Origin of the sequence: Klebsiella sp. P1CD1 (genome assembly GCF_003790505.1) — a bacterium.
In the GTDB taxonomy this organism is placed as follows: domain Bacteria; phylum Pseudomonadota; class Gammaproteobacteria; order Enterobacterales; family Enterobacteriaceae; genus Klebsiella; species Klebsiella variicola.
Window position 1 is genome coordinate 278,564 of record NZ_CP033631.1, and the last position, 13,983, is coordinate 292,546.

Genomic DNA, 13,983 nt, shown 5'->3' on the forward strand with positions numbered 1-13,983 from the left:
GAATGAAAAAATCTCTTTTTTGGTTGCTGGCGCTGGTGCTGTCTCCCGTCGCCGTGCTGGTGGTGATCACGCCGATGGACAGCCAAAAGCAGTATATTTTTGGTCTGCTAAGTATCGGTATTCTCTTTCTGATGGGCTTCAGCAAGCGCCGCAGCGTATCGGTCATTATGGTCGTCACGTCGCTGCTGATGTCCACGCGTTACATGTATTTTCGCCTCACGCAGACCCTGCACTTCAACTCGTCCATTGAAGCCATTCTCGGAATGGGACTCTTTCTGGCGGAGGTCTATATCTGGGTGATGCTGCTGCTTAACTACCTGCAGACGGTCTGGCCGCTGAAGCGCGGCATTGTTCCACTGCCGGATGATATGAGCAAGTGGCCGACGGTCGATATCTATATTCCGAGCTATAACGAACCGTTAGAGGTGGTGCGCGATACCGTCCTGGCGGCACAATGCATTGATTATCCAAAAGATAAAATGAAGATCTATCTTCTGGATGATGGCAAACGCAGTGAGTTTGCCGTGTTCGCCGCCGACGTCGGCGTGGGCTATATCACCCGTAACGACAACAAGCACGCCAAAGCGGGGAACCTTAACCATGCGCTGACCCTGACCCACGGGGAGCTTATCTGCGTTTTCGACTGCGACCACGTCGCCACGCGCGTCTTCCTGCAGGCCACCGTCGGCGGTTTCCTGAAAGATCCGATGCTGGCTCTGGTGCAGACGCCGCACTATTTCTATTCCCCGGACCCGTTTGAACGTAACCTCTCCGTCGGGCGCAACATCCCGAACGAAGGGATGTTGTTCTATGGCCCGATTCAGCAGGGGAACGACAACTGGAACGCCACCTTTTTCTGCGGCTCCTGCGCGGTGATCCGCCGCGAGGCGCTGGCGCAGATCGGCGGTTTCGCTGTCGAAACGGTGACCGAAGATGCCCATACGGCGCTGAAGTTTCAGCGTTTGGGATGGAAGTCGGCCTTTCTCGATATTCCGCTGGCGGCTGGTCTCGCCACCGAACGTCTGGTGGTGCACGTCATCCAGCGAACCCGCTGGGCGCGCGGGATGACGCAGATCTTTCGCGTCGATAATCCCCTGTTTGGTCGCGGCCTGACCTTCCAGCAGCGCTTGTGCTACCTGAGCGCCATGCTCTACTACCAGTTCGCGCTCCCGAGGGTGGTGTTTGTCACCGCCCCGCTGGCTTATCTGCTGTTTAACCTCAATATTATTTACTCTTCAGCGAGCCTGATTGTCTCCTATGCCCTGCCGCATCTGTTCCTCGCTATTTACGTTGGTTCGCGAATGAACGGCCGCTATCGCTACAGCTTCTGGGGGGAGATCTACGATATTGTGCTGGCCTTCCACCTGGTGCTGCCGACACTGGTGACGATGATTTTCCCCAAACGCGGCAAATTCAACGTTACCGATAAGGGTGGGCTGCTTGACGTCGGTTACTTCGATTTCACCGTGGTGCGGCCGCACCTGGTGGTGGCCTGCCTGCTAGCCCTGGGGGTGGTGGTCGGCATCGTCCGGGCGATTGGCCATGACTACTTTGGCTCGGATCCCAACGTTATCGCCCTCAACGTCGGGTGGGGGATCTACAGTCTGATCTTCCTGCTGGCGGCGATTGCCGTAGCGCGCGAAACGCGGCAGGTGCGAAAAACCATTCGTATCGATGTCGACATTCCGGTGGTGATCCATTACGCCAGCGGTATCGTTTCCCGCAGCCATACCGCGGACCTGTCGATGGGCGGCTGCCGCGTGGCCGCGCCGGATATGCGCCATCTGGAGGATGATATCGAAGAGATTGAGCTGATCCTGCAGTCCGGGGCTATCTCCATCCCGGCTCAGCTGGTCACCTCGGATGAGCGCTTCCTGCGCCTCAAGTTTGATGAAGATATTCCTCTCTCACGCCGCCGTGAACTGGTGCGGGTGGTGCTGGCCCGCGCGGATGCCTGGATTAATCCGCCGCGCCCGCAGGATAACCCGTTCCGCTCCTTCTTCACCATTTTGCGCTGCGTGTTCGAACTGTTCTGGTTGACGTGGAAAACCCGTCGCAGCCAGCGCAGCCGGACGGCTGTGGCGAAAACGGCGCAGGAGGATGGGACGTTATGAAGCGATTAACGACGCTGGCGCTGCTGGCAGGGATGTTCTCTGCGCCTGCGCTGCACAGTGAAGAGCCGGCTACTGGCGCTTCAGCCCCGCTGAGTTTTCCGCAGCTCAACGGCGCGGCGGACAATGAGCCCGGTGACGAACCTCCGGCGGCCGCTCCGGAAGAGGCCACGCCAGCGGTAGCGCCCGCCCCCGCAGGCGATGCGGCGTTGACAACGCCTGTGCCTGAGATGCCCGCAGTAACCCCGCCGGTGAGCGACACGGTTGCGCCCGATGTCATCCCCGTCGCCCCGGTTTGGGGAGGCGATCTGAATCTGGCGCAAATGGGGATGCCGGATGGCATTATCCTCAGCGGCGGCCAGCGGCAGGGGGGCGTTAGCTTTACGCTGCCTTCCGACCAGGTGGTGATCCATTCCCAGCTCAGCCTTGCCGTCCGCGTATCGCCGGAAATGGCGAGCCGCAATGCCACCCTGCAGCTGATGCTCAACGGTCAGCCCCTCGGCACTCTGCCGCTGGGTGCCGATGGCGAGGATGTCTCCCATTATCAGCTGGATATTCCGCCCGCGCTGATGGTCTCCAGCAATAACCTGAGCGTGAAGATCAACGATGGCGATACCCTGCAGTGCCAGCGTGATATTCATGATTCGTCGCGGGTGACGGTGCTGCCCACGTCGCATTTCAGCTGGGAAAGCCAGCAACTGAACATCAGCGACGACCTGAGCCACTTCCCACGCCCCTTCTTTGACAGTATGCAGATGACCCCGGCGGACATCGCGGTCGCCTATGGGGCGAAGCCGTCGGCTGACGTCTTCAGCGCCGCGGCGCTGGTCTCTTCATGGCTGGGTATCCAGGCGGACTATCGCGGCATCGCCTTCAGCGCCCTGCGCGATCGCCTGCCGGAACGCCATGGTATTGTGATTGGCCATCCGGGCGAGCAGGTGGGCGGCATGACGCTGCCGGAAACCGATAAACCGCTGCTGCGCATCATCGCCAACCCCGCCAATCCGGCCTACAAACTGCTGCTGATTGTCGGTAAAAACGATATGGCGCTGCGCATGGCCGCCTGGCGGTTGACCCGCGGCAACTTCGCCCCGCAAACCGCGACGCAGGATGTCGAACCGCAGACCATCCCGGTTGGTAAAGCGTACGATGCGCCGCGCTGGATCCCCACCGATCGTCCGGTCAGGCTCAGCGAACTGTTGCGTAAGGATCAAAGCCCGACCGTCAGCGGCGTCTGGCATGAGCCTTTACGTATCGCCTTTCGCGCCGCGCCCGACCTCTATCTCTGGGATGGCGAGACGATCCCGCTACAGGTTGGCTACCGCTTCCCATCGGAAAGCTGGATTAATGAGGACAAGTCCCTGCTGAGCGTCACGCTCAACGGTACCTTCCTCAATAACCTGGCGATGAACAAGCAGGGGCCGCTGGAGAAAGTCTGGCGCCACCTCGGGGGCGATGCGCGCCAGGAGCGCTTTACCATCCCGCTGGCGCCCTATCTGATCTACGGCGATAACCAGCTGTCGATGTACTTCAATGTGGTGCCGAAGGATGATGTTCCGTGCTCGGTACTGCTGAATAACAATATCAAGAGCCGGATCACTGACGATTCCTGGATTGATTTGAGCAAAACGCGACACTTCTCGCTGCTGCCAAACCTCTCCTATTTCGTTGGCGCCTCATTCCCTTTCTCGCGACTGGCGGACTATTCGCAAACGACGCTTATGCTGCCGGCGGACCCGTCTGAGACCCAGGTGGCCACCCTGCTGAATCTGGCGGCGCGCTCCGGAAATGCGACCGGCACTGCGCTGGCGAATAACCGCGTCGTGCTCGGGATGCCGACCGGTGGCGCGGATCTGCAGTCGCTGCGCGAACGTGACGTGCTGGCAGTCACCGCTCTCGATCAGCAGGCCTTTAACCAGAGCCTGCTGGCTGATTCACCGTATCGTCCGGTGGATAACACACTGAGCGTCCGTGAGCCTGACCTGTGGCAAAAAGTGCAGCGTCGGCTCACCGGCGACTGGACCTCGGCCAGCCTCGATGCCGATCGCTACTTCTCGTCCAGCAGCGCCTGGCGCGGGTTCATCAGCTATCGTTCGCCGTGGAACGCGACTCGCCTGGTGGTGGTGGCGATGGCCAGCAATGATGACCAGCTGGCGCGATTGAAGACCGATCTGGACTCGCCGCGTATCAACGCCGGGATCCGTGGCGATACCGCGGTGATCACCAGTGATAACGGGATGCGCAGCTTCCAGGTCAGCACGCCGTTCCCCAGCGGTCAGATGCCGTGGTACATGATGGCTGTCTGGTATGCCAGCCAGCATTCCGGTTTCCTGGCGGTGCTGGGGCTGATTGCCACCTCGATAATGGGACTGGCGCTGACCGCGATGTTTAAACGTCATGCCCGTAAGCGTCTGGGTTCGGGGGATAACTAATGAAAAGAAAGATAACAATAACGATGAAAACCTCCCGCCGGCTCACGACGTTCTGCCTCACCGGCGCGTTGACTCTCGGTGCTTCTGGCGGCGCGCTGGCGGCAGGTAACGACGCGGCGCTGCAGGCGCTGTTCGCCCAGGCCAACTACTGGCATGAGAAATCCCATGACGAACTGGCGATGGAGTCCCTGCAGAAGGTGCTTTCGGTCGATGCCAATAACACCCAGGCGCTGTATCTGATGGCGCTCTGGTCGCAGCAGGGTGGCGATATGCAGGCGGCGGCGCAGTGGCGCGCCCGGCTGGCGAAAGCGGCGCCGGACAGCCCGGGGCTGCAGGATTTAGACAACGCTAAAAAGATGTCGCAGGTGCCGCAGGGGCAGCTCAGCCTGGCCCGCCAGCAGGCGCGCGGCGGCAATATCCCCGGGGCGCTGGCGACCTGGCGCAGCATGTTTAATGGCAATACGCCGCCTGCCGGGCTGGCGGCGGAATATTACCTGACCATGGCCAGCGACAAATCGCTTTATCCGCAGGCCATCAGCGAACTGCGCCAGTACGTGGCCCAGCATCCGCAGGAGAACGCCCCGCGGGTGGCGCTGGGCAAAGCCTTAACCTGGCGGGAAGAGACCCGCCGGGAAGGGATCGCTCTGCTTGAGCCGATGGCCAGCGGCAATAAAGAGGCGGACAGCGGCTTGCGTCAGGCGCTGCTCTGGCTGGGCCCGCAGGCCGGGGATGAGCAGTATTACGATACCTGGATGCAGCGGCATCCGCAGGATAGCGAAGTTCAGAATTACTTTCGCGAACGGCGCAGCGGTCAGGCGCGCGGCCAGGGCTATGCCAATCTCAACAGCGGCAATACCGCCGCCGCGAAGCAGCAATTTGAAGAGGTGCTGCAGACCAACCCGCAGGATGCCGATGCGCTGGCGGGCATGGGCTATATCGCGCAGCGCAGCGGCGACTACCAGGCCGCGTCGCAGTATCTGAGCCGGGCGGCGGATCTCGGCGGCGACGCCTCGGCGACCCGTCGTCAGCAGGCGGCCGATGCGCTGTTCTACGGCCAGCTGGCGCAGGCTCAGCAGGCTTATAAGCAGGGCAATATTAGCCAGGCGCTGGCGCTCTCCGCGCCGCTGGCGCAGCAGAGCGGGGCGCGGGGCGCCTCGGCGAAGCTGTTCCGCGCCGATGTGCTGCGGCATAACAAAGATTTGCCCCAGGCGGAGCAAACGCTACGTTCGCTGTTAAGCGACGATCCGCAGAACGCGGCGGGGCGGGAAAACCTCTATTACGTGCTGCGCGAGCAGAATAAATCCGCCGAGGCGCAGGCGATGCTGCAGACGCTCCCGCAGAGCCTGCAGCAAAAACTGCAGCCGCGGGTGGTGGCCGGTATGCCGGGCGATGCCGTGCGCCGTCAGGCCCAGGCGCAGGTCAGCAGCGGTAATCCAGCCGGCGCGATTGCCACTCTGCGCGAAGGCGTCGCCCGCTATCCGGACGATCCCTGGCTGCGCCTTGATCTGGCCCGGCTGTTGCAAAAATCGGGTAACGGCAGCGAGGCCTCTTCGCTGATGTCGGCGGCCTATCGCCCCGGCGCCAGCAACAATGCGCTGTATGCCGCCGCCCTGTTTGCCAGCGAAAACGGCGCCTGGCAGCAGGCGCAGACGCTGCTGGCGCGCATTCCCGGCGGCAGCCAGACCAGCGACATGCGCGATTTACGCCAGCGGGTGAACTACAACCTGCAGCTGGCGACCGCCGAAAACTATCTGGCGCAGGGCAACCGCACTGCCGCCAGCAATACCCTGCGGGCGATGGCCTCCACGCCGCCGAAAGCCCCGGCGGACGCCGGCAAGCTGGCGCGGCTGCTGGCCGAGAGCGGCGATCTGACTACCGCGGTCTCGCTGGTGCGCAACAATATCAGCAGCGGGGTGTCCGGCAACGCCGGTGATTACGCCGATCAGATTGCGGTGCTGAATCAGGCCGGGCTGACCGGCGAGGCGCAGAACTTGCTCAGCAATCCGCAGCTGCAGGCCAGCAGTACGCCGACGCAGCTGGCGAGTATTCGCAATGGCTATGTGATCAACGAAGCCGATCGCCTGCGCGAGCAGGGCAATTACGCTGCGGCGTATGACAAGCTGATCCGCGCCATGCAAAGCGATCCGCAGAATACCGATCTGATGTTCGCGATGGCGCGGTTGTACCAGAGCGGCAAAATGAACAAAGAGGCCGGGGTGGTCTATGACTACCTGATGACGCGCGATACGCCGAACCAGGACGCGCGCGCCGGGGCCATCGACGTGGCGCTGTCGGCGGGGAACAACGATCGTGCCGAACAGCTGGCCGGCGGTTTGCGCCAGGATAACTCCCCGGATCGCTTACTGCTGCTGGCGAGAGTCGCAGAGGCGCAGGGCCATCATCAGCAGGCGATGACCTACCTGCGTAGCGCCCGCGGCAAACTGCTGGGTATGCAAAGCACCAACAGCAGCGAAACGCCAACCGTCGGCGGGGTGCTGGCGGCAGACAACCCCTTTATCGGCGTGTCGCAAACGTCGGCGCCGACGCGGACCGCTTCCACCTACGGACAGTATATGCCGTGGCAGGTCGCCCAGTCGGCCGCCGCGCCCGGTTCCACGCTGCCGGGGATCCAGCGCCCCGATCTGCCAGTGGACACCGCCGAGACGCGGATGCTGCGCCAGGTGGACACCATGATGGAGTCTCTGCAGGAGAAAACCGGCAGCTGGCTGCAGGGCGGTATGGACGTGCGCGGGCGCGACGGCGAATCGGGTACCAGCAAGCTGACGGAGCTCCGGACGCCGCTGACCTGGTCTTCTTCGCCATTTGGCGATTCGCGCTTTGACTTTACCGTCACCCCGGTGTCGTTGAACGCCGGAACCGCCAGCGGCGACGCCTGGCGTCGCTACGGCGCCAACCCGCTGGCTAACGCGGTCTCCAATATGGTGAGTACCGCCACCAGCGAGCAGGCGGCGATCGCCTCGATGACCGAGGCGGAGCGGACGGCCTATTTTGCCAGCAATCCGGGGGCCGAAGCCTTAAGCGGCCTGGGCACCCTGAATGCGGCAGATTTCAATCCGACCACCAGCAGCGGGATGGAAAACCTGGCGAAGCTCGGGAGCTATGATTCGGGACAGGTCGCCAGCTATCTGGCCTCTTCCAGCCTTAAGCCGAACGTTGACCAGACCAGCGGCTCAACCGATTCGCAGAAGGCTAACGGCGTCGAGCTGGCGCTGGCGTTAAGCGGTGACGATTATCGCGTCGATATTGGCAGCACGCCGCTGGGCCAGGATCTCAATACCGTTGTCGGTGGGGTGAAATGGTCGCCTAAGCTGAGCAACTACCTGTCGCTGATCCTGACCGGCGAACGCCGCTCACTGACCGACAGCCTGCTTTCTTACGTTGGTCTGAAGGACACTTATTCCGGTAAAACCTGGGGGCAGGTGACGAAAAACGGCGGCACCCTGCAGCTGAGCTATGACGACGGCGACGCGGGCTTCTATGTCGGCGGTGGCGGATACAGCTATCTGGGGCAGAACGTCGCCAGCAACACCAGCATTAACGCCAATGCCGGGGTCTATCTGCGGCCCTATCATGACGAATACCGCCAGTTACAGACCGGGTTGAGCATGAGCTATATGGATTATTCCAAGAACCTCAGCTACTTCACCTATGGCCAGGGGGGCTACTTTAGCCCGCAAAACTATGTCAGCGTGTCGCTGCCGGTCAGTCTGACGGAGAAATATGATAACTGGACCATGAAGCTTGGCGGCTCGGTGGGCTACCAGTCTTACAGTCAGGATAAGAGCGCCTATTTCCCGACCAATTCAGAGTGGCAGCAGACCCTGGAGACGGCGGTGAGCAATGGGTTTGCCAAGGAAGCCTACTATTCCGCGACCTCGAAGAGCGGCATCGGCTATACCCTGCGCGCCGGGGCGGACTACAAGGTTAACAAACAGATGACGCTGGGGGGCCAGATTGGCTATGACACCTTCGGGGATTATAACGAAAGCACCGCCGGGCTCTATATCCGCTATATGTTGGGAGATCATTGATGATGACGGAGAACAATAACCCGGTGGTCACGACCTGGTTCCAGCAGCAGCAGACGCCTGCCGGATGGTTCGATCTGTTGGTTATTATGGTCGAAGGTATGTTAAATAATGCCGGCGAGCTGGAAAGCCAGCCCTTCCTGCGTCAGATGGGCGCCTCGCTGGCGGAGACCCATCCGCTGCCGGCGTCGGAGACGGTGGGAGAGCTGGAGGCGAATATCAACCGGCTGCTGACCCATTTCCACTGGGGCGTGGTGACGATTGATGTCGGTGAGGATGGCCTGCGCCTGCGCCATCAGGCGTTGCCGGTCTGCCGGGACGACGCGGGACGCGTGCGCTGGTGCAACGCGTTCTGTGCCATACTGGAGGGGTTATATTCTCGCTGGCTGCAGAGTCAGGGAGGCAGTGCTCATGTCGTTTTACAACGTGAGCGGGTGTTCTCTGTCTCTGACGTTCAGTTTCTTTACTACCATCCATAATGAGTGAATGTATGCCCCTGCGTGCTTTAGTGGCGGTGATAGTGACAACGGCAGTGATGCTGGTGCCCCGGGCGTGGGCGGATACGGCCTGGGAGCGCTATAAGGCCCGTTTTATGATGTCGGACGGCCGTATCATTGATACCGCCAATGGCAATGTGTCGCATACGGAAGGTCAGGGCTTTGCCATGCTCCTGGCGGTGGCGAATAACGATCGCCCGGCGTTCGACAAGCTGTGGCAGTGGACGGACAGCACCCTGCGCGATAAGTCTAACGGGCTGTTTTACTGGCGTTATAACCCGGTGGCACCGGACCCTATCGCCGATAAAAACAACGCCTCTGATGGCGATACTCTGATCGCCTGGGCGCTGTTGCGTGCGCAAAAGCAGTGGCAGGACAAGCGCTACGCGATTGCCTCGGATGCCATCACCGCCTCCCTGCTGAAATATACGGTGGTGACCTTCGCCGGTCGTCAGGTGATGCTCCCGGGCGTGAAAGGGTTCAATCTCAACGACCATCTGAACCTTAATCCCTCCTATTTCATCTTTCCGGCCTGGCGCGCCTTCGCGGAGCGGACGCATCTGACCGCCTGGCGGACATTGCAGACCGACGGACAGGCGCTGTTGGGGCAGATGGGGTGGGGGAAATCACACCTGCCCAGCGACTGGGTGGCGCTGCGGGCAGATGGCAAGATGCTGCCAGCCAAAGAGTGGCCGCCGCGGATGAGTTTCGATGCGATTCGTATCCCGCTGTATCTCTCATGGGCCGATCCGCAAAGCGCTTTGCTCGCGCCGTGGAAGGCCTGGATGCAGAGTTACCCGCGCCTGCAAACCCCGGCGTGGATCAACGTCAGCACCAACGAGGTGGCACCCTGGTATATGGCCGGCGGCCTGCTGGCGGTGCGCGATCTGACGCTGGGTGAACCGCAGGAGGCGCCGCAGATTGACGACAAGGATGATTATTACTCTGCCAGCCTCAAGCAGTTGGTCTGGCTGGCGAAACAGGATCAGCGTTAGAGACGGTGATTGATTTGCCGCCTTCCCCGCCCGTAGGCATGAGGGTGGGGAAGGGAGAATGGGAACGTCTCACGATGTAAGGCCGCCAGTTTGGGCGGCCTTGTCGCTTATTGCGGATAAGGCACCCAGCTACCGCCATTCAGCTGGACATAAGGCTTGCCCTGATACTGGATGACGATGGCGTTGGCGTTTTCGGACACCGCTGCGCTCTGCGGCAGGTTTGCGACATACTGCTGCCAGTTGACGCTGTCCTCGCTGAACATTTTGCCGTCGAGGGCACGCACCACCAGCTCCGACACCGCCAGGTAACTGCTGGGCTGATCGATGATAATCGGCGCCCCTTCATGCGGCGCTTTCATGCCGAAGAATTTTACCGCCGTCGGGACGTTCGTGATCGACGGGCTCGGGATATCGCGCAGGCCAGAGACCTGCATCTTATCGCCCTTCAGCGCGCCGCCGTGTTCCGGCACCACCACCACCATCACTTTCCGCCCCGATTTCTCCAGCTCGGTGAAGAAGTTATCCAGGTCATCAAACAGCTTCTGCGCACGCACTTTGTAGTCTGCAGTTTTGCTTTGCCCCGGGAAGTGGTTGCCGTCATGCAGCGGCAGGGTGTTATAGAAGGTGGCGCTCCGCGGATTGCTGCTGGCCTCTTCGGTCTTCAGCCAGCGGTTGAGGACCGCCAGATCCTCATACACCGGGGAGCCGTCAAACGCCTGCAGGCTGACCGGCAACCCGGTCTGGTCCATCAGCGGGCTCTGCATGCCGCCCAGCGAACGCAGTTCTTTCAGGAAGTCGCCGAACAGACCGTTATGGCCGAGCATCAGCTGCTGGTTGAAGCCGAGTTTCGCCAGGTTTTCAAACAGGTAGCAATCGGCGCCGGACGGCTGATACAGGTTGGTATGCGACAGCTGGCCGCAGCTGGCGCGCAGCAGGCGCACCGCCGCCGGGCCGCTGTAGGAGGTCGCGGAGTTAAAGTTTTTGAAGACAATATCGAAATGCTTCCACAGCGGATGGTCCATCAGACCGGCGGCTTCAATATCCGACCAGGAGAGCGAGCAGATATTGATCACCAGCAGGTCAAACGGCTGGGCATCCGCCGGCAGCTGGTCCGGGAACGGCGTTTTGCGCTTCTGCTCGGCGGCATAGAAACCGTTCAGCCAGTTGGTGAGATTGGCTGACGTCGGCGGCTCGGTCTGCGGTGGAATATCGCTGCTGGCGGGGCTGGTCGCGGTGCCAGCGGCGGCGTTGGCCCCGGTATTGGCCGGCGCGGTCGTGGCGGCGGCCGTGGTGGGCTGACCGGCGGGCCACAGGGTAAAGGCCGGCAGCAGTGGGCTGACCGCCAGCCAGACGACCATCGCGGAGACAAACACGGTGACGCGCAGCCACTGACTGATAAACAGCCACAGGACCAGTAAAACAAAGAAGGCGCCGACCATGCTCCAGTTAATAAACCGGACGATCAGATCCCAGATATAGCTGGCGCTGAAGCCGGCGATTTGCGAACCCTGGCTAAGAAGCGTCTCCGGACCGGGCAGCCAGGTATCGTGCCAGAACAGCGCGAAGCCGAGCGGAATAGCGATCCAGTGGCGGATACGGTGTAGCTTTTCGCGCGGGATCGGCACCAGCAGAAAGGCGAGAAACACCAGGTTCAGCATCGGGTGGAAATTGAGATACCCGGCCCACAGCAGGGCAAATTTGACCAGAAAGTAGAAGTTCCAGCCGCCAAGGCCGCGCCAGTACTGCCAGAGCGGAAGCGGTGTCGCGGTCGGTTTAGTGTTTGTCATTTGTTCGCTTTGCCTTGCTTAACCGTGGCTCCCCGGCGTAATACGCCTGCCGGTTTCACGTAACGGGGTTTAAAGAACATCAATCTTAACGTCGTGCGAATACGGCGCTGGTAATGGCGCGTCAGGTAGCCCAGCGGAAAAAACAGCAGGGCGCAGAGCACCACCAGTTGCAGAATATCGGCGATAGACATCATCAGGCTTGCTCCTCGCGGGTGGTTAACCGGTGCGGCTCGGGGTAGCGTCGCCAGTGGCGTCCATCGTGGGTGGCGTTGATGGTCTCGTTTTTACCCACCGACAGCGGCAGCGGCGTGTTCCAGCGCGCCGGTTCGACGCCGCGCATGATCACGATTTCCGAGAGGATCTGCTTGTCTTCAAACCACACCATGCGGTTAGAAAAAATATCGCCGGTCGGCAGCGGGAAAATGTGGTTTAGCGCGGTATCGAGGTCATTAATCCGGCAAAACGACAAAAACAGCACCAGCCGGTTATTGCCGATGGTCATGATATCGCCCATCCGGTTGGGTTTGCATAACGTCAGCGCCTGCTCAACGCGCAGCCCTGGCGCCGGGCGCAGGGCCACCATTACGCCTTTGCTGTCGGCGGGCAGCAGGGTATTGGCCATCACGTTCTGTACCGCCTCGCAGAAAGCATCCCACTTCTGGTAGCCGCGCAGCTTTAACGGCTGGCTCCAGGTCAACAGCGTGGCGAAATCCTCCGGAATATGGCGGGAGAATTTTTGGTTCTGCACGCTTTCGATCAACGTCAGACAGCGGGAGAGCGACGCGCTGCTGGGGATCACCAGACTGGCGCCGCTGCTAAGCAGTAGCCGCTCATCTGTCGCGCGCAGGCTGGGCGTTTGTTCACGGACAATAATTTTCAGCGCCGTACCGCGCTGGCGACGCAGGGTATGAATATAGCGGCCCAGCTGTTCAATTTGCGTATTCTGGGTGATGGAGAAAAGTACCGTGGCCGCTTGTGCGGTGCGCCCGGCGTTGAAAACCTCGTCGTTGGTATCGAACAGGGTCCAGTATTCCGACAGCGGCGGGGCGCCTTCCAGCACGCGCATATTGCTGAGGATCACCTTCTCATCACTACGTGGCTGAACGTTGGTTTCAGCCTCCTGCGCCAGCCGCCAGCCGGCATCATCGTGTTGCACCATCAGCTGCTGCTGAGCGCTGATGCCTTTGTCGCTTCCCCACCAGGCAATATCAAAGAGATGCCGGTCGCCCTGGTAACGAATACTTGCCAGGCCGGAAAGGGAACGGTACTCGCGTAATAATGGGGTGAGCTGTCGATCGATATCCTGGGCGGAATTGATCGCCAGGAAAGCGCAACGGTGATATTGCGCCCAGCGGCTGGTCTTTTCCACCCACGCGCATAGCTTATCTTTATTTATATTTTGCCAGGTATTTTCAGCGCATAGCAGAATAAACAAGTAATTGCCAGGTTCGAGGGAGCAGACTAAATCACGATGTATTTCTTCCAGTGCTTCCGGACGATTCGGCAGGGTGAACAGCGCGATATTATCCGGGCCACCTTCATTATCTAATGAAATGATATTATTAGGTTTGTCTCCCATTACCAGCGCGGCGATCTTGCTGTTTTTCGCCTGCGCGGCCAGCGTCTGATTAAACAGACTGACGGCATCGGTATAACGGTCAACGTTGAGCCACCATACCCCACCGACCGGCATATGGCACACTTCATCCCATAATGATGAAATACCCAAAGTAAATACACTATCCACGGCATCCCTCGTGCGCCCTGATTGACACTGGATAAGTTTACTAGCGAAACCGGCAGAGTAAACCTAACATTGAAATTAAAGGTCATCAGTTTTAGCATGTACACCTGCTTTTAAGGATGCGCTGTATTCGTCCTCTGGTTTAATAATAAATTTCAAACGGACAGAGATATGCCAGCAAAAGATCCTGCAGTACCCACGGACGCCACGCTGGGGTACACCTTTCAAAATGATTTTCTGGCGCTAAGCCGGGCATTTTCCCTGCCGGATATTGATTATCATGATATTTCCCGGCGCGAGCAGCTGAATGCGGCGCTGAAGCGCTGGCCGTTACTGGCAGAGTTTGCAGAGAAAAAATAAGGAAGCCG

At 60.2% G+C, this 13,983-nt stretch carries 9 protein-coding genes; 6 read left to right on the plus strand and 3 right to left on the minus strand.

Going from position 1 to position 13,983, the window contains the following annotated elements; all coding sequences use genetic code 11:
• The first annotated feature begins 2 nt into the window (after positions 1 to 2).
• Genes bcsA through DTA24_RS01385 form a run of 5 tightly spaced genes read left to right on the plus strand, consistent with a single transcriptional unit; the run spans position 3 to position 10,084 of the window.
• Positions 3 to 2,114 (plus strand): UDP-forming cellulose synthase catalytic subunit, encoded by a 2,112-nt coding sequence (gene bcsA, locus DTA24_RS01365; RefSeq protein ID WP_008806906.1) that lies wholly within the window; start codon positions 3 to 5, stop codon positions 2,112 to 2,114.
• Positions 2,111 to 4,543, plus strand: coding sequence for a cellulose biosynthesis cyclic di-GMP-binding regulatory protein BcsB (bcsB, locus tag DTA24_RS01370; RefSeq protein WP_123836528.1), 2,433 nt, complete (start codon positions 2,111 to 2,113; stop codon positions 4,541 to 4,543). Before bcsA ends, bcsB begins: the two co-directional genes overlap by 4 nt.
• Complete coding sequence (locus tag DTA24_RS01375) at positions 4,543 to 8,595, plus strand: cellulose biosynthesis protein BcsC (protein WP_022064958.1); 4,053 nt, start codon at positions 4,543 to 4,545, stop codon at positions 8,593 to 8,595. Before bcsB ends, DTA24_RS01375 begins: the two co-directional genes overlap by 1 nt.
• Positions 8,595 to 9,071, plus strand: coding sequence for a cellulose biosynthesis protein BcsD (bcsD, locus tag DTA24_RS01380; RefSeq protein ID WP_047667128.1), 477 nt, complete (start codon positions 8,595 to 8,597; stop codon positions 9,069 to 9,071). Before DTA24_RS01375 ends, bcsD begins: the two co-directional genes overlap by 1 nt.
• Positions 9,072 to 9,082: 11 nt before the next feature.
• Positions 9,083 to 10,084 carry a glycosyl hydrolase family 8 gene (locus tag DTA24_RS01385; RefSeq protein WP_008806910.1) on the plus strand — a complete coding sequence of 334 codons (1,002 nt, stop codon included), beginning with the start codon at positions 9,083 to 9,085 and terminating at the stop codon, positions 10,082 to 10,084.
• Positions 10,085 to 10,191: 107 nt separating this feature from the next.
• On the opposite strand, the gene bcsG is transcribed toward DTA24_RS01385, so the two are convergent.
• From bcsG to bcsE, 3 genes are read right to left on the minus strand one after another with little or no spacing between them, the layout of a single operon-like run.
• The gene (gene bcsG / locus DTA24_RS01390) at positions 10,192 to 11,871 is read right to left on the minus strand and encodes a cellulose biosynthesis protein BcsG (protein ID WP_023298321.1); all 1,680 of its coding nucleotides are present in this window, start codon (positions 11,869 to 11,871) and stop codon (positions 10,192 to 10,194) included.
• Entirely contained in the window at positions 11,868 to 12,065 is a 198-nt protein-coding gene (gene bcsF, locus DTA24_RS01395; protein WP_008806912.1) for a cellulose biosynthesis protein BcsF, read from the minus strand. The genes bcsG and bcsF overlap by 4 nt, the downstream gene beginning before the upstream one ends.
• Entirely contained in the window at positions 12,065 to 13,618 is a 1,554-nt protein-coding gene (gene bcsE / locus DTA24_RS01400; protein WP_012967088.1) for a cellulose biosynthesis protein BcsE, read from the minus strand. The genes bcsF and bcsE overlap by 1 nt, the downstream gene beginning before the upstream one ends.
• 168 nt (positions 13,619 to 13,786) lie before the next feature.
• Here bcsE and bcsR point away from each other — a divergent pair, with 168 nt between their 5' ends.
• A complete protein-coding gene (bcsR, locus tag DTA24_RS01405; RefSeq protein WP_002921513.1) occupies positions 13,787 to 13,975 on the plus strand; it encodes a cellulose biosynthesis protein BcsR in 189 nt (62 codons plus the stop codon).
• Positions 13,976 to 13,983: the final 8 nt, after the last annotated feature.